Genomic DNA, 24,535 nt, shown 5'->3' on the forward strand with positions numbered 1-24,535 from the left:
AGCAAACTGTTATATGGAATTTAGTATTTCTGTTAGTTGGTTTTTTTATAACTCCAAACCGCAAATCCATTGATAACAACCGCATAAAAACAAATAATAAAAAAGGGAGTTGAAATATCTGAAAAAGCAGCCCCTTTGAGCATCACCATCCTAATAATTTCAACAAAATAACGTATTGGGTTGAACAGCGTGATTTGTTGTGCCCAATTAGGCATGCTTTCTACAGGGGTAAACAAGCCACTCATTAAAATAAAAATAACAGTAAAAAACCAAGCTATGAACATCGCTTGTTGTTGGGTTTCAGTATAGTTAGAAATGAATAGACCAATACCTAAAATGACCAGCAGATAAACTGAGGTGAACAAGTAGATTAGACCAATATTCCCAATTATCGGAATATGGAATACTAATCGGGCAATGATTAATCCTACGGTCAAAATAAGTAAGCCCAGAACCCAAAATGGGAACAATTTTCCAATGATAAATTGATGCTTCTTGATAGGTGTAACATTGATTTGTTCCAAGGTGCCAATTTCTTTTTCACGAACAATATTCATTGCTGATAAGAAAAGAGTAAGCATTGTAACTAATAAAACCAAAATCCCAGGAACCATAAGGGTTTTGTAATTTAAAGTATTATTAAACCAGAAAGAAGGAATCGTAATGATATTTTGAGGCTGTACAAATGAACCTTCATTGTATTGATACAATTGGCTTTGTAGTTTTTGACTATAACTAGCTATGATTTGTGAGATATAGACATTTGTTATTCCGGCGGCGGCACCATCAATGGCGTTGATACTTACTGAAAGTGTCGATTTTTTGTCTGTTAATAAATTCCGTTCAAAGTGATTGGGGATTTCCAATATGACATCTACTTTACCCTTCTGCATTTGTAGGTTGGCTTCTTTTTTTGAAAGAAAATGATCCACAATAACGAAATAGTCTGAGGATTGAAATTTACTAATTAGTTCCCTTGAAGCTCCAGAATGGTCACTGTCGACATAGGAAAATTTTATATTTTTCACCTCAAAGCTAGCCGCATTAGATAAAATCAATAATTGGATAAACGGCAAAACAAATATAATAGGCAGCATCGCTTTATTTCTAAAGATTTGTCTGAACTCTTTTTGTATGATGAATAATATGGTTCTCATTTTTTATTTTTTAGCCCTGATTACTTCACGTAATTTTTATAGGAGTTCAGTGAACTTCGTTTGAAGTAAAAATCCTTTTCTCTCGTTTTTTTACGAGAGAAAATATTGAAGCGTAAAGCAGGAAATAGCTCCTAAAAATTATTCTAATCTTATTTTATATTTTTTGATGCTTAATCCAATGAAAAATACTGTCATTCCTATTAGAATTAATGTTTCTTTCCAGATGATTTGTATGGATGCTCCTTTAAGCATTATGGCTTTTATAATGATGATAAACCACTTAGCAGGTATAATATTACTGATGATTTGCAGGGGCAAGGGCATACTAGAAATGGGAAAAATAAACCCTGATAAAATGATAACGGGCAACATAAGTCCCATTAAAGACAACATCATTGCAGTTTGTTGAGAATCTGAAACCGTTGAAATGAGTATTCCTAATGATAATGCTGTGATGATGAATAAAATACTTTCAAATGCCAATAGAAATAGACTGCCTTGAATAGGCATTCCGAATACAAAAACGCCTAACGTCAAAATAACGATTGCATTAATAACGGAAAGGAATATATATGGGAATACTTTTCCTAGTATGACCTGCAAAGGATTTAGCGGAGAGACCAGTAGTACTTCCATGGTGCCAAGTTCTTTCTCGCGTGTGATGGAAATGGAAGTCATCATGGCCGAAACCAACATTAAAATTACCGTCATTACTCCTGGTACAAAAGTAAAAACACTCTTTAGTTCCGGATTATAATACAATTGGGTTTGAGTTTGTATTTGGTAGGTTGGCAGGTTGTTTCTATTGACTTCTTGTAGGTGATTTTGCAAAATGGCATTAATGTAGTTAGTTATTGTATTGGCAATGTTCGGATCTGTAGCATCCGTTATTACTTGTACTTTTGCTTGTTTTTTAGTCTGTAAATCTTTGATGAAATGGTTTTGAAAAACTAACACAGCTTTTACTTTTCCTTTTTTGAATATGGATTCTATTTGCGTTTCACTACTGATTTCCTGTTCGATATGAAAATAGGGGGAAGCGCTGATTTTATTTATTATTTTTTGTGTTTCGGTATCTTTGGAATGGTCCAGAATGGCAATATTGACATTGTTTATTTCGTTTGTAATTGCAAAACCAAACAGCATAATTTGGGCAATAGGCATCCCGAAAAGAATAAACATAGATCGTTTATCTCTAAAAATATGGTAAAATTCTTTGGTTACAAAACCGATAAATCGTTTCATTTTTTTGTTTTACTTTCTATTTCTCTTCTCTTTAATATTTCTTCTTTGTTCTTATTCAATATTCCGCGCTAGTTTTAAAAACACTTCATTCATAGAGTCCACATTATACTGTTTTTTTAAATTTGCAGGTGTATCCAGCGCTTCAATATGTCCTTCAACCATAATGGAAACTCGATCGCAATACTCAGCTTCATCCATGTAATGTGTGGTTACAAATAATGTAGTTCCTTTGTGTGCTTCGGCATAAATCATTTCCCAGAATTGTCTTCGGGTTATAGGATCAACACCTCCGGTGGGTTCGTCCAGAAAAACGATTTTAGGCTCATGTAATAATGCCACTGAAAAAGCTAGTTTTTGCTTCCAACCTAAAGGCAGTGAACCAACCAGTTTATCCGCCACTGTTTCCAATTGTAGTTTTTGAATCAATTGCTTAGTTTTCTCTTTGATTTGTGTTTTACTTAAACCGTATATTCCTCCAAAAAAAGTGATGTTTTCCTTGATGGTTAAATCGTCATACATTGAAAATTTTTGACTCATATAACCAATGCTTTTTTTGACCATTTCCGAATTGGTTTTTACATCAAAACCTGCCACAGTTGCCTCTCCCGAACTGGGTTTTGAAATCCCAATAAGCATTTTCATGGCGGTTGTTTTTCCTGCACCATTGGCTCCTAAAAAACCAAAAATTTCACCTTTATTCACTTCAAATGAGATCTTGTTGACGGCAGTGAAATCACCAAATACTTTACTGAGGTTTTTTACAGATATGATTTTTTCTTGGTTCAAAACTTATTGTTTTAGGTTGGTTAAATCCATAAATACGTCCTCAATTGTCGTTTTTGAAATTTTAATTACAATATCTTGATGACCATTTTCTTGTAAATATTTTTCTAATTCCATCGGATTAAAATCGGTTTTTTTATCGATGTAATGAATGTATTCCCCAAAGGCAAAAACACTATACTGAGTCGAATAATTTTTTAAATCTTCGATAAGTTGGTAGGTGTTTTTTGCCTGAACATCATAAATTGTTTTTTCATAGTCGTCAATGATTTTTTGTGGACTATCAATTTTTAAGATACTTCCTTTTTGTATCAAAGCAATTCTGTCGCACAAAGCGGCTTCGTCCATGTATGGGGTAGAAACCAGAATGGTGATTCCTTTTTGTTGCAAGCGTTTCAACATTTCCCAAAATTCTTTTCTAGAAACGGGGTCTACACCGGTAGTAGGTTCATCGAGAAATAATACTTTTGGTTTATGAATTAACGCACAACATAATGCTAGTTTTTGTTTCATTCCACCCGAAAGTTTTCCTGCACGTCGATTTTTAAAAGGCTCAATTTGAACATAAATTTCTTTGATGAGTTCATAATTTTCTTCTAGAGTGGTGCCAAATATCGTAGCGAAAAAATTTAGGTTTTCTTCTATGGTTAGGTCTTGGTACAAGGAGAATTTTCCGGGCATGTACCCCACTTCTTTTCTAATAGATTTATAATCTTTGACGACATCAAAACCAGCTACAGTTGCGTTTCCTTCATTAGCAAGTAGGAGCGTAGTCAGTATTCTGAATAATGTTGTTTTTCCTGCCCCATCAGGACCTATAAGTCCAAATAATTCTCCTTCCTTTACTTCAAAAGTAATGGAGTCAACTGCAAGGTTGTTTTGATAGGATTTTGAAATATTTTGGACTTGGATACTCATTATTTAATCAATAAAAAATTACTTTCCTCAATGGCGTCAATTCTATGTTTTACATCTGGTTCTATATTCACATAATCACCTGATTTCAAATTGATAACTGCTTCTTTTTCGTCTTTATAAATGGCGTTACCTGAAACACAAACAAGTAATGCTGGTACTTTACTTAGATGTTCTTTCAATTGTTCTCCTGCGGCGATTTGCAATGAAATTACTTTCCCTTCTGTGGTAGAAAAAAGGAGTTGTGTTTGGACTGCTTTATTTTCTGAATGATTGTTTTTTAAATTCATTTTGATTGTTTTATTTATTGATCCACATTTCTGCTGGCATTCCTATTTTAAGACTGCCGTCATTTTTTACTTTCACTTTTACTGCATAAACTAAGTTTACCCGTTCTTCTTTGGTTTGAATGATTTTCGGGGTAAATTCAGCCGAAGATGATATCCAAGAAATAGTTCCCGTATAGTTTGTCATTTTTGTTCCAGAATCAATTTTTACAGTAACGTTTTGTCCTATTTTTATTTTGGGTAATTGGGTTTCACTTACATAAACCCGCAATGTCATTTCGGATATATCGGCTATTTTGTATAAGGGTTTTCCAAAGGCTGTTATTTCATTTGGTTCAGCATATTTGGCCAGCACAGTCCCTTTAATTGGATTGATAATTTTGCTTTTTGAGATTTGATCCTCAATTTTTTCGATTTGAACATCAATTGATTTTGCCTCATTTGTAATAGGGGCATTTTGTGTTCCTACACTTTTTATTTGCTCTTTTAATACATTTACTTTCCCAGTAACTTCATCTACTTGTCGTTTCGTAGCTGCATTTTCGGCAAACATATTTTCAATTCTTTTTTTCTCAATTAAAGTCGTTTTCAGTTGTTCTTGTAAAACCTGATCTTGTGACAATACATTTTTAGATTTTGAAAAAATCGTGTTTCGTGAAGCGATTAGCTGTTGCTTGTTCAAATACAATTGAATGGTGTCAACCAATCCAACTTGTGTATTTGGCTCTAAAATTGCACCTTCTTCGATAGGGAAAGAGGTTAATTTTCCATTGGCTTCCGCCGAAATCGTAATTTCAGGAGCTTCAAAGTTACCATATCCGTCTGCTTTGTCATCGTTGTTGTTACAAGAGAACAAACTTGAGAGAATTAATAATGAGAGTGTTTTTTTCATGTTTGTTTTATATTTGAATTAAGAAAGTTCAATAGTTGGAACATTCAAAATTTATAATTCATTAAACTCCTTTTACAACTTGATAATTTGCCCCGAAAAGGACAGAATTTTCAAGTCATAAACCCTTTACAACTTGATAATTTACCTTGGCTAAAGCCAATTGAATTTGATGTAGTTTTTCATTTGTTTTTGCCTCAAATAAATTTGTCAGTTCTACCAAATATTCCGACGCGGTGATAACTCCATTTTTTAGTTGGGAATCAGATGATTTGACGACATATTCTCTTAGTTCAATTATCTCCGCATCCGTAGTGATAACTTCCTCCATTTTCTTGATTTCGTTTGCCATTTCCTGTATTTGCAAATTAGTGTTGAGTTCAAAAGTTTCTTTTTCAGTCGAAACTATCGATTCTGAGATAGATAATGCATGCTGCTCCGTTTTGGTTTTATTCCAATCAAAAACATTCCAATTGGCTTTTACTCCCACAACATAGAAAGGTTGAAATGAATTGTCAAGCATATTGAGTCCGGGATTTCCATAACCGGCTTGGCCAAAGGCATTCACTTTCGGTAAATTGTTTTTTGAAAGTATATTTTTTGAAAGGTTAATTTGTTCGTTTTGTAAGTCAAACAGTTTCAATTCGGGACGATTATTTTCAGTATTAAAATCAGTTGCTGTTGTTGGTTTTATAAAAATCACCTTTTCATTGATTGTCGAATAGGTAAGTGTAGACAAACTTTCGACTGCTCTTTTTTTATCAAAGCGAATTTCAGTAAGTTGTTGTTTTATTTTTAATTTCTCTGCTTCCAATACTTTTTCAGAAGCAGGAAGAATGGCACCATACTTGACACCAACTTTCACTTCTTTAATTTTAGAATCTAGTTGCTCGTCTTTGGACAGAAGTAAATTAGCATGCTCTTGTAATAATAAAGTAGAAAAATACAGTTGATTAATTCTAGTTTTTAGTTGGTATAAACTCACTTCTACTTGTTGTTGTTGGGTTTTGGTTTGTACTTCTTTGATTTTGGCACTGGCATCTATCAATCCTCCGTTATACAATAATTGATTGAAGTCTAAAGTGGCTCGGTACTGATCTTTGTTGGGAGGGTTGACAGTAACGTTTGGCAAGCTAATAGGTAATGCCGTTACATCAGATTGATAAGTAGCCTGTGCATTCAAATCAATTTTAGGTAGTTTTGCTTTGTTGAGCACTTCGGTATCCAAATTAGATTTTTGTTGTAATAGTTCATTCTGTTTGGCTAGTGGGTAATTCTTATTGGCCAAAGCGTAGCACTCTTCGAGAGTCAAAGTTTGCTGTGCCACAGAAAATAGTGGTGATGCTAAAAGTAACAGTAGAATTATTTTTTTCATTTTTTTATAGAATTAATAATTTGTTCTGCTATTGTAGTTTTTCTTTCTTCCATCATTTGATTAAATTCAGAATCAGAAACGTGTAATATTCCTTTTACCATCATTTGAGCAGCAAACGGAAAAACGGTCATAGCGAATATATCCAGAACCAACTGTTTGGGATTAACTGGCTTAATTATTCCAAGTGCAATCTCTTTTTTTATTTGATCAATAAGTTGAGATGGGTCGGGTGTATTTTTATTTTTAAAAAATGTTTTTACAAATTCAGGATTGTTATTCATTTCCTGAATCACAAATGGAGGTAAAAAAGGGTTGAGTAGTACAAATGAAATGTAACTGTGTGTGAATCGTGTTATCTTCTCAAAAACAGTTTCATCAGAATTAAAAATAGCATTAATTTGTGGGGCTAATTGACTGAAAGCATTCATAAATACTGCTTCAAAAAGGAGTTGCTTGTTTTTAAAACAATAATGCAACATGGCTTTATTAATGCCTGCTTCGTCTGCAATTTCTTGCATGCGAGTCCCTGCAAATCCCTTTTTTTGGAATACGATTCTGGCTGCATTAAATATTTTTTCTTCTGTATTCATTTACAATTAACTTTTTAGTTTAACCATCTGGTTAATATGCGATGAAAAAAAAAGTAATTGAGATTACTTTTTTCACAAACATATTTAAGATCAATCCGCACATAAGACTTCCGTACAAGGTAGCATCTAGCGGTTTGGATGTTATGGCACAGCTGCCAAAGGCACAACCTACAAAATGATAATAGAGGTAGACTGCGACGGGCCTACAGTTATTCCCAATCCTGTGATGATTCTTGCTTTTTTTGTCATTGATTGCTTTTCTCCAAAATTACTTTTATGATATCGCCTTTTTGCAATACGCCAGATTGTCTCCATAGTTGTTTTCCGTTTTGGAATAAAATCATGGTTGGTACGCCGCGAACTTGATACTGAGAAGCCACTTGTTGGTTTTTATCCACATCAATTTTAATGATTGAAATTCGGTCTCCCAAATTGTCTTTTACTTCTTTCAAAATGGGACCTAGCATTTTGCATGGACCACACCAGCTTGCAAAAAAATCAACCAATACCGGTTTTTCTGAATTTATGATATTATCAAAACTACTATTCATTTTTACTTTTTTTTAATGTTGGTATTTGACATCCATTTAGACCACAACCCGTGTTGAAAAGGGCTTGAAATAAGAAAAATGCAGCCACAAAACCTAATAGAAATTCATGAAATTGAATGGCTTGCTGTATAAAAAAGAGACCAATTATTAGACGAATCCAGCGCATGGCATGCCAATTTGTAAAAAGTACTTTTTTCATGTTTGGACTGTCTTTATATTTTGTTTATTTTATATTTTTCATCATAGGATACAATAGTCTGTAATTCTTCTAGTGGGATTTCTTTTGTTGCTACTATCAAAACTTCGGCAAAATTCGTATTCATACTTGCATTTAGGACATCGTTTAAAGCTTCAAACTTCGCTGAAACAGTATTCATGCAACCAGTACATGTTATGCCTTCAAATTGATATAGATTCACTTTTACGTTGCAATTTTTCCTAAATTCAAAAAACAATTCGGAATTCGCTCTTGGAGCTATCGAATTTGGCGCTACATCCATTTTTAAAAAGTTAAAGGCAGCTTTGAAAAGGGTTTCGTATTCTTCTTTGTTTCCGCCAAAAGGTGGGCTTACTTCAAAGGTTCTATTGAATAGTAGTCCTGAAAGAACTCCTTCTTCGGCTAAAAGTTGATGCATTTTCCATACATACTTTTGACGCATCGTAGGAGGTAAAGCACAGAAAAAAGTCTGTTCAATAATCAAATCGTATTTTCCTTGGTGCTCAAAAAAGTCACCTTGAATTATTTTTATATTTGGATTAGCGGCAAACTTTTGCTTGATGTCTTCGACCAATGTTGGTGCAATGTCTATAACAGTGATATTTGTAAAACCTTCTTGCAATAGGTATTCTGCCTCATAAGTATTCCCACAACCAGGAATCAGTATGCAACAGCCTTTATTATTTAATGTGTCAATATAGGCTTTAATTGGGGGTGATACTTGTCCTAAATCCCATCCTGTAGATTTGGCTTTGTATTGTGCATCCCAATAGTCTTGGTCTAATGGTTTATCGCAGGAAACCACGCAACATTGTTCGTTATTCATAATAGTCTAATTTATAATCTCCAATGTGTTTTTTATTTTTAATGATCATCTTTTTATGTTTAAAAAAGTTCACGATTCCTAAAATTAAAATAAAAAGGGAGATGGTGTAGAACGAAATTTCAATCAATAAACTATTTTCAATTTGAAAAACATTTCGAGTGCTTAATCCTGCTACTGCAAAATACATGGCCGTACGTAGAAAAGATAAAAATGTAGTTTGATTTGCCAAAGTGGTTCTTTGTAAAGCCAGACTCTCTCTTAAAATTAAATTTTTGTTTACTATTTCACTCATATGTTAATTGTTTCTAATTGTCCTCTAATTTCTTATTGCGAGTGCTTATCCCAAAGGGCGCATACAAAGGACAAAAACTAATAAAACTTGTGATTAAAAAAATAATCGCAAGTGCTCCCAATACTAAAGCAGCAGTCCCGCTAATAACATTTGAAAAATACAATATCGCGACGATAGCAGCCAGAATTCCTCTAATTGACTTATCTAATAAACCCATGTTTTTTTTCATAATAAGAATATAAAATTTAAAAATAAGTGGACTGATGAATCATAAATTTAAGTTATAAATAACTGAATATCAATGTTTTTATAGTAAATTAGAGTGTTTTACTCTGACAGACAAAATTTGTTTTTGGTGTGGCAGTTTTTGCAATTGCATTAAATCCACCTTCAATTTCTGAAAAATTTCTAAAACCACGTGCCTGTAATATAGAAGCTGCAATCATACTTCGGTATCCGCCCGCACAATGAATAAAAAAGGGCTGTTTAGGGTCTATATCTTTTATCCATTCATTAATGTTCGCTAAAGGTCTGCTATAGGCTTCGTCTACATGTTCTGCAGCATATTCACTGTCTTTGCGAATGTCTATCACTCTGCTTTCGCCAATCTTTACTTCGGTGGCAAATTCATCTGCAGTTATTCTATTTACGGTATCAATTTCTTTTCCCGCTTTTTTCCAAGATTCAAATCCACCTTCCAAATGGCCAATTAGATTATCAAATCCCACACGACTTAAACGAGTAACGGATTCTTCTTCCTGACCTAGTTCGGTAACAAGAATAATAGGTTGTTTTACATCAGCAATCAATGCGCCTACCCATGGGGCAAAATCGCCTTCTATTCCAATATTTATAGATTGGGGAATAAATCCTTTCGCAAATTCACCGTTTTTTCTAGTGTCCAAGATTAAAGCTCCTGTGTCCTCAGCAACGGTTTCAAAAGCTTTTACATCTATGGCTCTCATACCATTGTTCAAAACGGTTTCGAAGCTTTCATATCCTTGTTTATTCATAGCTACATTCATTCCAAAGTAAGCGGGCGGAGGCAATAGTCCGTCTGTCACTTCTTTGATGAATTCTGCTTCCGTCATGTTTGCTCTTAAGGCATAATTGGTTTCTTTTTGGTTACCAATAGTTCCTACAGTTTCCTTACTCATGTTTTTACCACAAGCACTACCGGCACCGTGAGCTGGATATACGATGACGTCATCTGATAAAGTCATTATTTTATCTCTTAACGAATGGAATAATATTGCTGCTAATTGTTCTTGTGTCATCGAGGCAGCTTTTTGAGCTAAATCAGGTCTTCCTACATCGCCGATGAATAAAGTGTCACCAGAGAAAATAGCGTGCTCTTTGCCGTTCTCTTCAATCAATAAATAGGTGGTGCTTTCCATTGTATGTCCTGGCGTATGCAAAGCTCTAATGGTAATCTTACCAATGGTAAATTCCTGACCGTCAGTCGCAATTATTGCTTCAAACTCAGGGTTTGCATTTGGTCCATAAACAATCGGTGCTCCCGTATTTTTACTTAAATCAACGTGACCTGAAACGAAATCAGCATGAAAATGGGTTTCAAAAATATATTTCAATTTTACATTATCACGTTCTAATCTATCTAAGTAAGGTTGTGTCTCGCGAAGTGGGTCAATTATGGCAGCCTCCCCGTTTGAAGTTATATAATAAGCACCTTGTGCTAAACATCCGGTATATATTTGTTCTATTTGCATGGCATTGTTTTTTTTTATTCTTACACAAAGGTAATTCTTGTATTTCTATTACACAGTGACTATTGTTACATAAATACTGCTTCATCACAGAAATGACTAAGAACAAAGCTATTACAAATTATTGTGATAAACTATGATATTGATCAGGATATAAAATGGTTTATATATGACCTAGGTTACTTAAATAGGCTAAATTTACGAATAGCTTTACAAAAAATTACAGTAGTATGGAAGAAATGCTTTTTTATGATAGAATGCAGTTCGCATTCACGATTACCTTTCACTATCTTTTTCCACAATTGACAATGGGCTTGTCCTTAATTATTGTTTACTTTAAATGGAAATTCCTAAAAACAGACGACATACAATATAACAAAGCGATTCATTTTTGGATGAGAATATTTGCGCTTAATTTTGCTATGGGAGTAGTAACTGGAATTCCAATGGAGTTTCAGTTTGGAACTAATTGGGCTAAGTTTTCAGAGTTGACAGGAGGTATTATTGGACAGACACTGGCCATGGAAGGAATGTTTTCCTTCTTTTTAGAATCATCATTTTTGGGAATGTTTCTTTTTGGCGAAAAGATAATAGGTCATAAATGGCATTTCGTGACCGCCTTGCTTATCTTTTTAGGATCTTGGGCTAGTGGCTTCCTAATTATTGCCACACACTCGTGGATGCAAAATCCAGTAGGCTATGAGATTATGGCTAACGGTAAGTTTGTTCTCAATAATTTTGGAGCTCTATTTACCAATCCTTGGTTATGGCCTTCTTATCTTCACAATCAAGCAGCTTCATTAGTTACAAGTTCCTTTGTGGTAGCAGGAATTGGCGCCTTTTATGTTTTGAGTAAAAGAAATGAATCTTATGGGAGGCTATTTTTAAAAACAGGAGTCATTTTTGGTTTAATATCTAGTATAATAGTTGCCGTTCCTACGGGAGATTTGTTAGCTAAGAATGTAGTTAAACACCAACCTGTAACTTTTGCAGCTATGGAAGGAATTTTTCATACTGAAGAAAAAGGAGCTGAAATTGTCTTAATTGGTCAACCGGATGTCAAGGATAAAAAGCTGGATAATAAAATTGCTGTTCCTAATGTTTTAAGTTTTTTGACTTATGGCAGTTGGGATACAACTGTAAAGGGATTGGACCAATTTGACGAAAAAACACATCCTACTAATATTTCTGGCTTGTACTACGCCTATCATATTATGGTAGGTTTAGGAACCCTTTTTATTGGATTAATGTCTTTGGCGGTTTTTCAGTTATTTAGAAAAAAACTCTTTGTAACCAAATGGATTTTGTGGGCCTTATTTTTTATGATGCCATTTCCTTATATAGCTAATACAACGGGATGGTACACCTCAGAATTAGGAAGACAGCCTTGGTTAGTTTATAACCTATTGCGCACATCAGAAGGTGCTTCACCAACTGTTTCTTCAGGAAATACTTTATTTACTTTGTTGGGGTTTGTTGGTTTATATCTATTGTTAGGTTTGTTATTTCTGCTTTTGGTTGGAAAAATAATTAAAAATGGTCCTGAAACCGTAAAAAAATAAATGAGTATGGAATTCTTTTGGTATGTTGTTTTAATGGGAATTTTAGCTGTTTATATTGTTTTAGACGGTTATGATTTTGGAGCAGGAATTATTCATTTGTTTTTTGCAAAAACAGAAAAAGATAAAAAAGCTATAACTAATGCGATTGGCCCTTTTTGGGATGCTAATGAAGTTTGGTTAATAGCCGCAGGAGGGGTTTTGTTTTTTGCTTTTCCCACACTTTATGCCTCTTCTTTTAGCGGTTTTTATCTGCCTTTAATGATGATTTTATGGTTGCTTATTTTTAGGGCAATTGGATTAGAATTGCGTGGGCAAATACATCATCCGATGTGGGAAGCTGTTTGGGATAAAGCTTTCGGGATAGCGAGTTTACTATTGGCATTATTTTTTGGCGTAGCATTAGGAAATGTGGTTCGGGGCGTAAATCTTGGGATGGTAACAAATGGTGTTTCTACACAAGAAGCACATTTTTTCTTCTTGCCTTTATGGAACCCCACTTTTAGCCCACAAGCAAATCAATTGGGAATTATTGACTGGTTTACCTTGTTTTTAGGCGTAGTGAGTGTTATAGCTTTAATGATTCATGGTGCAAATTGGATTATATATAAAACCAATTCAGATTTGAATCCAAAGTTAAGAACGTTAGTATTTAAACTTAATTTTGTATTATCAGGTTTAGTTATTATTTCATTATTGATTTGGAATAGAATTGAGCCTGAACCTTTTCATAACTTTATTGAAAACCCTTTACTTTGGATATTTCCATTATTATGCTTTACTGGGATTTTTGGCTTATTTAGAGTGAGAACTTTTAAAAAAGAGGGTTTAGGCTTTTTGTTTTCGAGTCTGTTTCTCGTGGGTGGTTTTGCAGCGACAGCCGCTTCGATTTTCCCTAACGTCTTACCTTCAACAAATACTGTTAATCCCTCATTAACTATTTATAATGTGGCAGCAGATAATTATGGGTTATCGGTAGGAGTATATTGGTTTGCAATTGCGTTAGTTTTAGTAATTACTTATTTTATCATTCAATATAAAGTTTTTAGTGGAAAAATGGATGATGTAGGATATGGAGAGCATTAAATTAAGGAATAGAGCAGATAGAAAATTCCCTCGTAAACAAATGTTGTTACAAGGGAGTTTTTTTCTCACTTATGAACGAATTAGGCAGTTCCTTTTAATATTTTGTTCCAATACAACCAAGGTAAAATTTTAGTTTTTAATTTCCACATTGTCCATCTCGGTTTTGCCTGATCAAATGGGAAAGTCATTTTTGGTTTGTTGTCATAATCAAATTCGGCTAGCATTAGTTTACCGTATTGGGTAGGAATAGGGCAGGCGCTGTAACCGTCATAAGTAGCTGCTGGCTTTTGATGCTCTAGCACTGATAATAAATTAGCAACCACTACTGGAGCTTGTTTGCGAATAGCTGCACCTGTCTTACTACATGGTGCATTTGTACAGTCACCTAAAGCAAATACATTAGGAAACCGTGAATGTTGAAGTGTGTATTTGTTGATTTCTACATAACCATAAGGACTATTAGTATCTGCAAGCGGACTTTTTTTAATGAAATCTGGTGCCGATTGTGGCGGAACGGCATGACAAAGATCAAATTGCATAGAAACTCTTTTTGTCTCAGCAGATGCATCATGCGTTGCAATAGAGTAGCAAGATGCGTCTAATGTTGAAAGACTCTGTTTAATTGTCTCATCAGTTGCTTTGGTTTCGTATTCTACCGTTTTTGTATCACCGTTTATAGCAGTAACATTTGAATTAAAATGTGTAATGATTTTGAATTTCTTTAATACCTCTACTAATGTTTCGGCATATTCTGGTACACCAAAAATACCAGCGCCACCTGAAACATAATGTACATCACATTTGTCTAAGATACCTTTAGTTTTCCAATAATCGCAGGCTAAATACATGATTTTATGAGGAGCACCACCACATTTTATTGGTGTAGAAGGATTTGTAAAAATGGCTGTCCCTCCTTTAAAGTTTTGGATGAATTCCCAAGTTTTAGGAGCAAATTCATATAAGTAGTTACTACTTACATTGTTTTTACCTAAAGTTTCCTTAAGGCCTTTTATTTTATCCCAATCCAGCTGAATGCCCGGACTTACAACTAGATATTCATAGCTAATTTCTTTACCGCTTTTGCAAAGTACTTTGTTTTCGGAAGGTATGAATTCAGTTACTGCATCAATAATCCAAGTACTGTTTTTGGGAATATAGTTTTTTTCCTGTCGAACCGTCTTATGGATGTCATATATACCAGCACCCACTAACGTCCAAGCTGGTTGGTAATAATGTCTTTCTGAAGGTTCGATGATTCCAATGCTGAGGCTGCTTTTTTTGCGAAGTAATTGAGCAGCAACGGAAAGTCCGGCGTTACCGCCGCCAATTATTAAAATTTGAAAATGTTCTTTCATGATTGATACGTATTATGGTTAACACAATATTACTCAATTTGTCATTGAAAGTCAGTGACTTATGTCACATGTGAATTTATTTAAATAGAATTTCTTTTGTAATGATGTAAATGCCCATCACCAATACAAACCAACCAAAAGCAGGTTTTAATTTTGCCCCATCTAATTTTTTTGATAATTGGGTTCCTATAAACAGACCCACCATAGCCATTGCTGTAATAGATATTAGCAGTGTGAAATCCAGTTTAACGCCACCTAACAAATCACCGCTAAAACCTATAAGAGAATTTATAAATATGATGAATAATGAAGTTCCAACAGCTTCTTTCATTGGTAAATTAGCAAAAAATAATAAAGCAGGAATGATTAAAAATCCTCCACCAGCACCTAAAAAACCGATTATTAGACCAACTAGAAAACCAATCAAAGCAAGTACTGGAAAGTTGATTTGTTTTGGTTCTTTGATTTTCTTTGATTTCTTGATCATGGATATAGAAGTCGCAATCATTAGAAAGGCAAAGACCACCATGATCAAAAAATTCTTAGTGATATCAAAACCATCAATAGAAAATATTGTCTCAGGAATTATAGGAAGAATAACTTTTCGGACCAAAAGTAAAGAGAGGATGGAAGGAAAAGCAAACACTAAAGCAGATTTAATTTTTAAATTGCCCTGTCTGTAGTGGCTAAAAGAACCTATCATTGAAGTTATTCCTACTATAAAAAGGGAATAACTAGTTGCTTGTTCTGGGTGTACTTTAAAAAGATATACTAAAATAGGAACAGCAAGGATAGATCCACCACCGCCTATTAACCCTAAGGAAAGACCAATTATAATTGAAGCAAAATAACCAAAATATTCCATCTAATAAATTTTAGCACAAAGGTTGCTCGTATTTAATTTACAAACAGTAACATTTATCACTTAGCACTTTTTTTAAGTCAAAAGTTCCATATGATTGCGATGTAATTTTACCATTCCGCGTTGTTCCATTTTTTTTAGCAGGCGGGATATGACTTCTCTTGAAGTATTTAGTTCAGTTGCTATTTCTTGATGGGAAAGCTTAAGGTCTTTAGATCCGCAAGCATCCGCATGTCGTTTTAGGTAGAATTCTAAACGTTCGTCCATTGCCCTGAAGGCAATATTATCAATGACTTCTAAAACTTCTTCAAATCTAGTGCGGTAAGTAAAAATGACAAATTCATACCAGCTACGGTGCTCCATCATCCATTTTTCCATTAAAGTAAGTGGAATCATAATCAGATCCACATCTTCAACCACTTTCGCCATAATCTGGCTTGTTTGACTCTTTGTTGCACATATCATGGAAACAGCGCAAGCTTGACCTGGTTGCAGGTAATACATCAAAAATTCACCACCATTTTCTCCTTCACGATAGATCTTAATTTGGCCTTTTAAGATCAATAATGTATTGTTAATATACTGACCGGTTCGCATAATAACATCACCGGATTTATATGATTGTCTTATGGAATTAGTTTCAATTTCATTTATAAGTTCGTCTGAAAAAGAGGGGAATATTTTTTTTAAATCGTCAAAATCTCGCATTACGTTGTGTTTTAGAAAATGTTTTCTTAGCTCACTAAATTGGTGCTTTTTTCTTGTATTTACCAAATTACCTATTGTAAAAGTACGCTAAAATACCAAGTAATTTGAAGAGATGGAGGACAGATTAGCTAATTGCGAACACATTGATAAAAAAGCTAATTAATGATAATTCCCATAGATTTAATAGGGTTAATTTTAATGATTTAGTAGCTTAACATCTAGTTTGCTGATTTTTAACGATTCGCGAAATCGTTTTCTTTGAAATATTCCTTAATTCACAAAAAGACGGTTTGTTGTTCTATTAAAACATCGTATTTTTACAAAAAGAACTATTATGAATTTAACACAAGAAGATTGGATCAGCCAGCTTGAAGCAGATGGGGATTCAGTAATACTAGACGTAAGGACAGAGGACGAATATAATGATGGAATTATTGCCAGTGCGGTGAATATAGATATTCATCAAGGACCAGTTTTTGTCTCAGCAATTGAAGCTTTGGATAAAAATAAAAACTACTATGTGTATTGCCGTTCTGGAGCCAGAAGTGCAAAAGCCTGTGAAATTATGAATGAGTTGGGGATTAAAAATGCCTATAACTTGACGGGAGGAATCTTGGCTTGGAACGGTGAAGTCGTTTCTCCAGAATAATAAAGAGTATAATTTTAATTTGTACTGATACACCAAGAAAATAAAACAACCAAAAAATGAATACAATACCAGAAGAATTTCAGATTAAGACGTTATTAAATCAAGATACGTATTTAGTGAATGGCGAATTAAAAAAGTGGGAAGGTCAAACTTCAGCTGTTTTCTCTACTATTTCATCTACAGAAAAATATGCACCAACTATTTTGGGTTCTATTCCTTTTATGGGAGAAACAGAAGCTATGGAAGCTGTTGATGCTGCATCGGCTGCTTACAACAAAGGACAAGGATTATGGCCAACCATGAAAGTGGTGGATCGTATCAAGTGCATGGAAAATTTTGTTATTCAAATGAAAGCGACTCGTCAAGAGGTTGTTAAACTTTTGATGTGGGAAATTGGTAAATCACTAGGAGATTCTGAAAAAGAATTTGATAGAACAGTAGATTACATTTACGACACTATTGAAAGCTACAAAGAGCTGAATGCTCGTAGTGCTCATTTCTCTAAAGTTCAAGGTGTTCATGCTATGATTCGTAGAGGTCCATTAGGTGTTGTATTGTGTCTAGGGCCTTACAATTACCCATTAAACGAGACTTTTTCTTTGCTAATTCCAGCATTGATTATGGGGAATCCTGTAATTTTTAAACCAGCTAAACACGGAGTTTTGTTGATTTCCCCTTTATTGGAAGCTTTCAGAAGCAGTTTTCCTGCTGGAGTAATCAATATTGTATACGGTAGAGGACGCGAAGTGGCTTCACCAATTATGAAATCTGGAAAGGTTGATATTTTAGCTTTGATTGGAAATAGTAAGTCGGCGATTGCTTTGCAAGACCAACATCCAAACAAAAATAGATTGCGTTTGGTATTGGGATTAGAAGCAAAAAACCCTGCGATAATCCTTGCCGATGCTGATTTAGATTTGGCTATCCAAGAATGTATAGCAGGATCATTGTCATTCAACGGACAGCGTTGCACTGCTTTAAAAGTATTGTATGTACACGAATCAATAGCTGATGAATTCAACAAGCGTTTTGCTGCTAAAGTAGATGCGCTAACCTTTGGTAATCCATGGGACAAATCAGTATTTTTGACTCCATTGCCAGAAAAAGACAAACCAGCTTATATCCAAGAATTGATTGATGATGCAATTAGTAATGGAGCTAAAGTCATTAATGAAAAAGGTGGGGAACATTCTGATAACTATATTTTTCCTGCTGTTTTATATCCAATAAATAAAGAAATGCGTTTGTATCATGAGGAGCAGTTTGGTCCAATAGTGCCAATTCTTTCTTTCAAGGATATTCAAGAACCATTGAATGATATGGCTGAGTCTAATTACGGACAACAAGTAAGTTTATTTGGAAAAGACATTAAAACAATTGCTCCGTTAATTGATGCATTAGTGAACCTTGTGTGTAGAGTCAATTTGAATAGCTCATGCCAGAGAGGACCTGACGTTTTTCCATTTACAGGAAGAAAAGACTCGGCTGTAGGAACTTTAAGTATTCACGATGCTTTGCGCTCGTTCTCCATTAGAACTTTTGTTGCTTCTAAAGACAACGAATATAACAATGAAATTTTACAAGCTTTATTGAAAAGTAAAGAATCTAATTTTATCAATACTGATTATATTTTGTAAGTATTGAATAGTTTTAATAGAAGCCGTCTCGTATTTGTGAGACGGCTTTTTTTATGGGATTAAATTAGTTATAGAATCATTGTTTGAGTTTGATTTCGTAGCAATTTAGTCAGCTAAATAGTAGGGGAATTACTTTTTGACCTTACTTAGATCAAAGCGATATATAGCTTCGACCTTTAAAAGGATAGTATTTGATTTGTTTTCAAATAATATGGAGCGATTATCTCCAAATTTTAGCGCTAAAATTTGTAAATCAATTTTCTGATCCATTGGATATACTTTAAAGTTGTTTAAAGAATACCCCATTTTTAAACGTAAAAGAATTTTTTTGTTGAATAGAGCTTGTTGGATATAAGAAGATAAATCGATCGAATTATTTTGCACATAATTGGATCGCATGTTATCAGTTGTCACTTTATAGCTATTTCCGTGTCCTAGAAAATCAAGCCCTATTTTTGTTTTTTCAGCCAAACTATAATTTATATCAGCATCATTTGGTAGTAGAAAACTCGTCTCAAAACGTTGGTCAGGGCTATGGTAATAGAGGCCAAAAAGGGGAGTCATACTTAATCCAAAAGCTTCGCTGCTTGCGTAAAGTCCAAAACTATAGCCAAAGTTTTCGTCTCTTTTGTATTTTAATAAAGCTAGTCCACCTAAATATATATCCTCAGTACTTAGATTAATATAATCAGAAGCTACTTTTGGAAGAAAAAGGTATATTCCACTCCAATGTTCAGAATGGCCTACTCTTAGACCCGCTCTTAAATTTGTTGAATACAAATGATTGTTATTAGAATCAGCAAATAGTTGTAAATTATAACTGCTAAAATTTATTCCAGTGATAGCGGTGTATTTTTCATTTAAAACAACTGGTAAAGTAAGGTTTGTTTGAAATGTAGATATGTTAGTGTCGATCGCTGAATTTTCAAAAGTAGTTTTTTGCGATTTTCCATAGTTTACAGAAAACAGATCTATGTACTCTTGAGAGTTACATAAAAAAGGCAGTAATAAAAATAACAATTGTATTATTTTTTTTTTCATTTTAGATATTATTTGATTACCCCAAATATTAATGTCAATCGCTGTAACAATTAGCGAATATAATCATATTGTTGTTTATAAAATTAGGAAGCTTGCAATTGAAGAGGTATAAGCAAGCACTTTAAATTATTTCGCGATCAAAATAAAGTGTAATTATCTAATAATCAGTATATTTATGTATTAATGATAATTTCAAAAAAATTGTAGTATGAAAAATTTACAAAAGAGTTTAGTGCCAGTTTTGATATTAATTTTTACCATTTCTTTTTTATCTTGTAAAAATACTAAAACTGAGAAAGTTGAGTCAGAAGAAGAAATGTCCATTGACACAGCAAGTACTGTTGATGTAAAGGAGTCTTTTAAAGTAATTGTGATGAAGCACAAGGTGGCTAATTATGAGAAATGGAGAAAAGAATACGATGCGCATGATTCGGTAAGAAAAGCACATGGTATAAGTCATTTTGTAATAGGAAGAGGCATGGATAATCCTAATACAATTATTGTTATAGATAAAATTGATGATGTAATGAAAGCCAAAGAGTTTACTGCAATGCCAAGTCTGAAAGAAGCGATGATAAAAGCAGGGGTAAACGGTACCCCCGAGTTCGCTTATTACGATGTAATTCGGATTGATGATTCAAAAATCAATATTAAAAACCGATTAATGGTGACCCACCGTGTGAAAGATTTTGATGCCTGGCTAAAAGTGTACGATGCCGAAGGCTTGACCAAAAGAATGGAGGAGGGACTTATTGATCGCGGAATAGCTCGAAGTATAGATGACCCTAATATAGTGACTCTAGTATTTGCCATTTCGGATATGGAAAAAGTGAAAACACTGATCAACTCAGAAGAACAGAAGAGATTGATGGCAGAAGCTGGTGTTGAAGGTACACCGCAAATCTTCTACTACAAAATGGAGAATAAGTAAACAGGATTTTTTTCAAATTTAAAAGATCGTCCTATTTGTTGAAGTAGAATGGTCTTTTTTCGAAGTAGGAGAGCGAGATCTAAATTTTATTATGTACGCATACAACATTCGATTTAATTGTTTACTTTTCCATATAGAATTTAAACCAATGGAACACGATTTTGACTACATAATAATAGGGAGCGGTTTTGGTGGCTCGGTAAGTGCTTTACGACTTTCTGAAAAGGGGTACAAGGTAGTTGTGATTGAAAAGGGGAAATGGTATAACGCAAATGATTTTGCCAAGACCAATTGGAACCTCAGTAAATGGTTATGGATGCCCTATTTGCGCTTTTTCGGAATCATGAAAATGAGTGTTTTTAGGCATATTGTAGTTATATCGGGTGCTGGAGTTGGTGGAGGTTCTTTGGTCTACGCAAATACATTACCCATTCCTAAAACTAATTTTTACAAATCAGGAAGCTGGAGCGAACTCGAGGATTGGGAAACGGAACTAAAGCCATTTTACCAAACAGCACTTAAAATGCTTGGTGCTTCCAGAAATCCAAAATTATTTGACAGTGATATAGCATTAAAGGAATTGGCAAAAGAGTTAGGACGTGAAGATCAATTTGAGCATCCTGATGTAGCAGTATTCTTTGGTAAGGAAGGGAAAAGTGTAAAAGATCCCTATTTTGATGGAAATGGTCCTGACCGAGCTGGATGTACATTTTGCGGAGCTTGCATGACAGGTTGCAGACATAATGCCAAAAATACATTGGACAAAAATTACCTTTATTTAGCTCAGAAAAAGGGTGCAGAAATTCTTGCCGAAAATGAAGTGTATGATGTAAAAGCGATTAACAAAACTGATGGTGAAAGCGGATATAGCGTTAGTTTAAAATCCAGCACCAGTTTTTTTAAAAATAAAAAGGAATTCACTGCTCGAGGAGTAATATTCTCTGGCGGAGTATTGGGAACCGTAAAATTATTGCTAAAGCTAAAGGAGAAATCTTTGCCTTTGTTATCTGATAAATTAGGAGATAATATTCGAACAAATAATGAAACGCTAATCAGTGTTTCTACTTTGGATAAAAATAAAAATCTATCAAAAGGGGTGGCAATCGGTAGTTTACTGCATACCGATGAAAATAGTCATTTAGAAATGGTACGTTATGGCGAAGGTTCAGGTTTCTGGAAGTTACTGCATTTGCCGTTGTCTAATGGGAAGAATATAATAGCGCGTTTTGCAAATATGACTAAGCAATTAGTTAAGTTTCCTTTGAGTTACTTCAAAATCTATTTTGTAAACAGTTGGTCAAAAAGTACTACAGTCTTGTTATTCATGCAAAGCATCGACAGTACTTTAAAGTTTAAAAATAATATTTTCGGAGGACTGTCTTCCTCTGTAAGTTCGGGTGTTAAACCCAGTGCTGATATTCCTGCATCTATAGCACTCACTAAAAAATATAGTGAAATTATTGGCGGTAAACCCACTTCTTTTGTGCTGGAATCCATCGCAGGAATTCCCTCGACAGCTCATATATTAGGCGGAGCCGTAATGGGTAAGAATAGTTCAGAAGGAGTGATAAATAAGAACAACGAAGTCTTTGGTTATAAAAGCATGTTCGTTATAGATGGTGCTATGATATCAGCAAATCCAGGGGTCAATCCGTCGCTTTCTATCACTGCCATTGCCGAAAGAGCAATGGCGCAAATCCCGTTTAATGAAAATCGGTTTTAGAATAATTAATAAAAAGTATTCTGTCTTGAATAGTCTTTTTCGGTACTATAACTCGGGTATATTAAATTAATTGCTTAATTTAGGGAGGTATAAATAGGAAACAATAAGCCAATCGGAGTATAAGAATTTATGATTGACTTTAAAATCATTGAATTATCAAAAAGAAACTCAAATCAGCAAAGCAAGGAATATTTGAAAGACTACATCGGGAGCCTTATTATAGCCACCCTAGATTGAAGTTTATTCCCAATATTATTGTCAATCTAATTAGTTTTACCATTTCATTTGCCGTTGTGGCCAGTTTATTATTTCTACTATTACGTTATTTGATAAATAAATTTTACCATTTAAACTAGAATGGCTATTTGCAATAATGATTTTCGATGCAATTGATTTAGCTACGCTTTAGAAGTCAAGGTTGATCCAGCCGATGCGATTACGACAAATATAACAGCTACAACCTCGTTAAGAGCAAGATATTCCTGCAAGAATATCAGCGCGCAAATAGAAGCTGCTGCCGGTTCTAAACTCATTAAAATACTAAATGTACGGGCAGGAAGTTGGCCAAGTGCTTTCATTTCTAATGTAAATGGAATGGCACTGGATAACAAGGCAAGTGCTACTCCTAAAGAAAGAAATGTGGGTGTAAGATTATTGAGTCCGTTTCCCATAATTCCAAAAGGGACAATCAATAGCGAAGCAAAGAGCATTCCGGTCGCAACGGCCTCTCCATCTTTCATTACTTTTGAAACTTTCCCTCCCAAAACGATATAAAAAGCCCAAAAGGCTCCTGCCAATAAAGCGAATAAAACACCTAAAACGTTTATTCCGTTATTTGTCCAAGGTGCAATCAAAACAATTCCTGCTGCTGCCAGAAGTACCCATAAATAATCGATAAAACGTTTTGAACCAAAAACAGCTACCAGTAGAGGGCCTATAAATTCTAGTGTGACCGCCAGACCAATTGGAATTCTCTCTATTGCCATGTAAAAAATTAAATTCATAGCTCCCAGGCACAAACCATAGGGAATTACAACTTTCCATTGCTTAGGGGTAATCTTGAATAAATTGGGTCTGTAAACTGCAAAGAGTATGATGGCTGAAATACCAATTCTCAGGGAGGCGGTTCCAGCCGCACCAATAGCAGGGAAAAGACTTTTTGCAATTGCCGCACCAGACTGAACGCTTATTATTGCAAAAAGTACGGCTGGTATTGGAGGTATGTTGAGTAGTTTATTTTTCACTTTATTCTGCAGATATTTTGTAAGCAAAAGTACATAATTTATAATAGTGTAAGTTCGCTTTGTAATAAATGATTAAATAGTAAAGAAGAACGACACTATGTAACATATATCACCAATATCAAACAATAGAAAGTCTAAATTTGCAGGGCAATTGATAATCTATATAATAGAAGCTTTTATAGTTTTTTTGATAAGCACATCTGTTCAAAACATGTAGGGGTCTAAATTTTTAGCCATACTATTTATCTTAAAAAATCTAATAAGTTTCTCAACGAATCTTTAATTCAACTTTATTAAAAAATAAAAAATGCGCTTTAAAACACCTAAAAAATCAACGCTACAAAATATTGCTTTTATTATCTTTTTAGGCTTACTTTTATTTAGTCCAGTAGGGACGTTTTTAAAAGTACAAGTCAGTCGTTTATTGTCTTTTTCGCCAAAAACGATAGAAGTAAGCGAACAAAAGAAGCTTTCAACATACCAATGGCAATTGCTTGATAGCAATGGAAATACGGTTTCTCTAGATGAATATAAAGGAAAAATAATTTTCGTTAATTTTTGGGCTACATGGTGCCCGCCTTGTATTGCCGAAATGCCTAGTTTGAATAAACTATATGCAGATTATCAAGACAAGATCGTATTTTTATTCGTGACAACTGATTCTTTCGAAAAAGCAAATACTTTTTTGGTTAAAGAAAATTTACAGCTTCCTATATTTCATTCGGTTTCTAATCCACCTATAGATATGGAGTCTGAAACGATACCGGCAACTTACGTAATTGATCAGCATCAGAATGTGATAATAGCAAAAATAGGCCCAGCAGATTGGAACAGTGATGCATTCAGATTAAAATTAGATGATTTGCTTAAGGACCAATAAGGAAAC

Annotated in this window: 26 protein-coding genes; 7 read left to right on the top strand and 19 right to left on the bottom strand. The window is 34.2% G+C overall.

Annotated elements, in window-relative coordinates:
- Positions 1-32 precede the first annotated feature (32 nt).
- From HJ01_RS10450 to HJ01_RS10515, 14 genes are all read right to left on the bottom strand, one after another.
- On the bottom strand, positions 33-1,157 hold the full coding sequence (locus tag HJ01_RS10450; RefSeq protein WP_007138369.1) for an ABC transporter permease: 1,125 nt from the start codon (positions 1,155-1,157) through the stop codon (positions 33-35).
- Between the two features lie 138 nt (positions 1,158-1,295).
- Positions 1,296-2,402 carry an ABC transporter permease gene (locus HJ01_RS10455; protein WP_007138370.1) on the bottom strand — a complete coding sequence of 369 codons (1,107 nt, stop codon included), beginning with the start codon at positions 2,400-2,402 and terminating at the stop codon, positions 1,296-1,298.
- Between the two features lie 51 nt (positions 2,403-2,453).
- The gene (locus HJ01_RS10460; protein ID WP_007138371.1) at positions 2,454-3,188 is read right to left on the bottom strand and encodes an ABC transporter ATP-binding protein; all 735 of its coding nucleotides are present in this window, start codon (positions 3,186-3,188) and stop codon (positions 2,454-2,456) included.
- Between the two features lie 3 nt (positions 3,189-3,191).
- Positions 3,192-4,103, bottom strand: a complete 912-nt coding sequence (locus HJ01_RS10465; protein WP_007138372.1) for an ABC transporter ATP-binding protein — start codon at positions 4,101-4,103, stop codon at positions 3,192-3,194.
- On the bottom strand, positions 4,103-4,390 hold the full coding sequence (locus tag HJ01_RS10470; protein WP_007138373.1) for a hypothetical protein: 288 nt from the start codon (positions 4,388-4,390) through the stop codon (positions 4,103-4,105). The genes HJ01_RS10465 and HJ01_RS10470 overlap by 1 nt, the downstream gene beginning before the upstream one ends.
- Positions 4,391-4,400: 10 nt before the next feature.
- Positions 4,401-5,279 carry an HlyD family secretion protein gene (locus HJ01_RS10475; RefSeq protein ID WP_007138374.1) on the bottom strand — a complete coding sequence of 293 codons (879 nt, stop codon included), beginning with the start codon at positions 5,277-5,279 and terminating at the stop codon, positions 4,401-4,403.
- Positions 5,280-5,394: 115 nt separating this feature from the next.
- A complete protein-coding gene (locus tag HJ01_RS10480; RefSeq protein ID WP_007138375.1) occupies positions 5,395-6,651 on the bottom strand; it encodes a TolC family protein in 1,257 nt (418 codons plus the stop codon).
- A complete protein-coding gene (locus HJ01_RS10485) occupies positions 6,648-7,241 on the bottom strand; it encodes a TetR/AcrR family transcriptional regulator (protein WP_007138376.1) in 594 nt (197 codons plus the stop codon). Before HJ01_RS10485 ends, HJ01_RS10480 begins: the two co-directional genes overlap by 4 nt.
- Before the next feature lie 245 nt (positions 7,242-7,486).
- The gene (gene trxA, locus HJ01_RS10490; RefSeq protein WP_007138377.1) at positions 7,487-7,792 is read right to left on the bottom strand and encodes a thioredoxin; all 306 of its coding nucleotides are present in this window, start codon (positions 7,790-7,792) and stop codon (positions 7,487-7,489) included.
- Positions 7,785-7,991 carry a hypothetical protein gene (locus HJ01_RS10495; protein WP_007138378.1) on the bottom strand — a complete coding sequence of 69 codons (207 nt, stop codon included), beginning with the start codon at positions 7,989-7,991 and terminating at the stop codon, positions 7,785-7,787. The genes trxA and HJ01_RS10495 overlap by 8 nt, the downstream gene beginning before the upstream one ends.
- Before the next feature lie 13 nt (positions 7,992-8,004).
- A complete protein-coding gene (locus HJ01_RS10500) occupies positions 8,005-8,835 on the bottom strand; it encodes a methyltransferase domain-containing protein (RefSeq protein ID WP_007138379.1) in 831 nt (276 codons plus the stop codon).
- Positions 8,828-9,127 carry a DUF202 domain-containing protein gene (locus HJ01_RS10505; protein ID WP_007138380.1) on the bottom strand — a complete coding sequence of 100 codons (300 nt, stop codon included), beginning with the start codon at positions 9,125-9,127 and terminating at the stop codon, positions 8,828-8,830. Before HJ01_RS10505 ends, HJ01_RS10500 begins: the two co-directional genes overlap by 8 nt.
- 13 nt (positions 9,128-9,140) lie before the next feature.
- The gene (locus HJ01_RS10510; RefSeq protein ID WP_040473852.1) at positions 9,141-9,356 is read right to left on the bottom strand and encodes a DUF2892 domain-containing protein; all 216 of its coding nucleotides are present in this window, start codon (positions 9,354-9,356) and stop codon (positions 9,141-9,143) included.
- A gap of 88 nt (positions 9,357-9,444) precedes the next feature.
- Positions 9,445-10,857, bottom strand: a complete 1,413-nt coding sequence (locus tag HJ01_RS10515; protein ID WP_007138382.1) for an MBL fold metallo-hydrolase — start codon at positions 10,855-10,857, stop codon at positions 9,445-9,447.
- 227 nt (positions 10,858-11,084) lie between these two features.
- On the opposite strand from HJ01_RS10515, the gene HJ01_RS10520 reads away from it, so the two are divergent.
- The gene (locus tag HJ01_RS10520; RefSeq protein WP_007138383.1) at positions 11,085-12,416 is read left to right on the top strand and encodes a cytochrome ubiquinol oxidase subunit I; all 1,332 of its coding nucleotides are present in this window, start codon (positions 11,085-11,087) and stop codon (positions 12,414-12,416) included.
- Between the two features lie 6 nt (positions 12,417-12,422).
- A complete protein-coding gene (gene cydB / locus HJ01_RS10525; RefSeq protein ID WP_007138384.1) occupies positions 12,423-13,499 on the top strand; it encodes a cytochrome d ubiquinol oxidase subunit II in 1,077 nt (358 codons plus the stop codon).
- Positions 13,500-13,579: 80 nt separating this feature from the next.
- On the opposite strand, the gene HJ01_RS10530 is transcribed toward cydB, so the two are convergent.
- The 3 genes from HJ01_RS10530 to HJ01_RS10540 form a co-directional block, all read right to left on the bottom strand.
- Complete coding sequence (locus HJ01_RS10530; RefSeq protein WP_007138385.1) at positions 13,580-14,854, bottom strand: FAD/NAD(P)-binding oxidoreductase; 1,275 nt, start codon at positions 14,852-14,854, stop codon at positions 13,580-13,582.
- 76 nt (positions 14,855-14,930) lie between these two features.
- Positions 14,931-15,719: a sulfite exporter TauE/SafE family protein gene (locus tag HJ01_RS10535; RefSeq protein WP_007138386.1), complete on the bottom strand. Its 789-nt coding sequence runs from the start codon at positions 15,717-15,719 to the stop codon at positions 14,931-14,933.
- 72 nt (positions 15,720-15,791) lie between these two features.
- A complete protein-coding gene (locus HJ01_RS10540; protein ID WP_007138387.1) occupies positions 15,792-16,424 on the bottom strand; it encodes a Crp/Fnr family transcriptional regulator in 633 nt (210 codons plus the stop codon).
- Between the two features lie 334 nt (positions 16,425-16,758).
- On the opposite strand from HJ01_RS10540, the gene HJ01_RS10545 reads away from it, so the two are divergent.
- Both HJ01_RS10545 and HJ01_RS10550 read left to right on the top strand, forming a co-directional pair.
- The gene (locus HJ01_RS10545; protein WP_007138388.1) at positions 16,759-17,073 is read left to right on the top strand and encodes a rhodanese-like domain-containing protein; all 315 of its coding nucleotides are present in this window, start codon (positions 16,759-16,761) and stop codon (positions 17,071-17,073) included.
- A gap of 56 nt (positions 17,074-17,129) precedes the next feature.
- The gene (locus HJ01_RS10550) at positions 17,130-18,710 is read left to right on the top strand and encodes an NADP-dependent glyceraldehyde-3-phosphate dehydrogenase (protein WP_007138389.1); all 1,581 of its coding nucleotides are present in this window, start codon (positions 17,130-17,132) and stop codon (positions 18,708-18,710) included.
- Positions 18,711-18,839: 129 nt separating this feature from the next.
- Here the strand turns inward: HJ01_RS10550 and HJ01_RS10555 are convergent, their stop codons facing one another.
- Positions 18,840-19,751: a DUF6268 family outer membrane beta-barrel protein gene (locus tag HJ01_RS10555; protein ID WP_007138390.1), complete on the bottom strand. Its 912-nt coding sequence runs from the start codon at positions 19,749-19,751 to the stop codon at positions 18,840-18,842.
- Between the two features lie 208 nt (positions 19,752-19,959).
- Here HJ01_RS10555 and HJ01_RS17140 point away from each other — a divergent pair, with 208 nt between their 5' ends.
- Positions 19,960-20,682: a hypothetical protein gene (locus HJ01_RS17140; protein ID WP_007138391.1), complete on the top strand. Its 723-nt coding sequence runs from the start codon at positions 19,960-19,962 to the stop codon at positions 20,680-20,682.
- A 148-nt stretch (positions 20,683-20,830) separates the two neighbouring features.
- Positions 20,831-22,405 (top strand): GMC oxidoreductase, encoded by a 1,575-nt coding sequence (locus HJ01_RS10565; RefSeq protein ID WP_007138392.1) that lies wholly within the window; start codon positions 20,831-20,833, stop codon positions 22,403-22,405.
- 398 nt (positions 22,406-22,803) lie between these two features.
- On the opposite strand, the gene HJ01_RS10570 is transcribed toward HJ01_RS10565, so the two are convergent.
- A complete protein-coding gene (locus tag HJ01_RS10570) occupies positions 22,804-23,649 on the bottom strand; it encodes an EamA family transporter (RefSeq protein WP_040473853.1) in 846 nt (281 codons plus the stop codon).
- Between the two features lie 307 nt (positions 23,650-23,956).
- Here HJ01_RS10570 and HJ01_RS10575 point away from each other — a divergent pair, with 307 nt between their 5' ends.
- On the top strand, positions 23,957-24,529 hold the full coding sequence (locus HJ01_RS10575) for a TlpA disulfide reductase family protein (RefSeq protein ID WP_007138394.1): 573 nt from the start codon (positions 23,957-23,959) through the stop codon (positions 24,527-24,529).
- Positions 24,530-24,535: the final 6 nt, after the last annotated feature.

It is taken from the genome of Flavobacterium frigoris PS1 (assembly GCF_000252125.1).
Lineage (GTDB): Bacteria > Bacteroidota > Bacteroidia > Flavobacteriales > Flavobacteriaceae > Flavobacterium > Flavobacterium frigoris_A.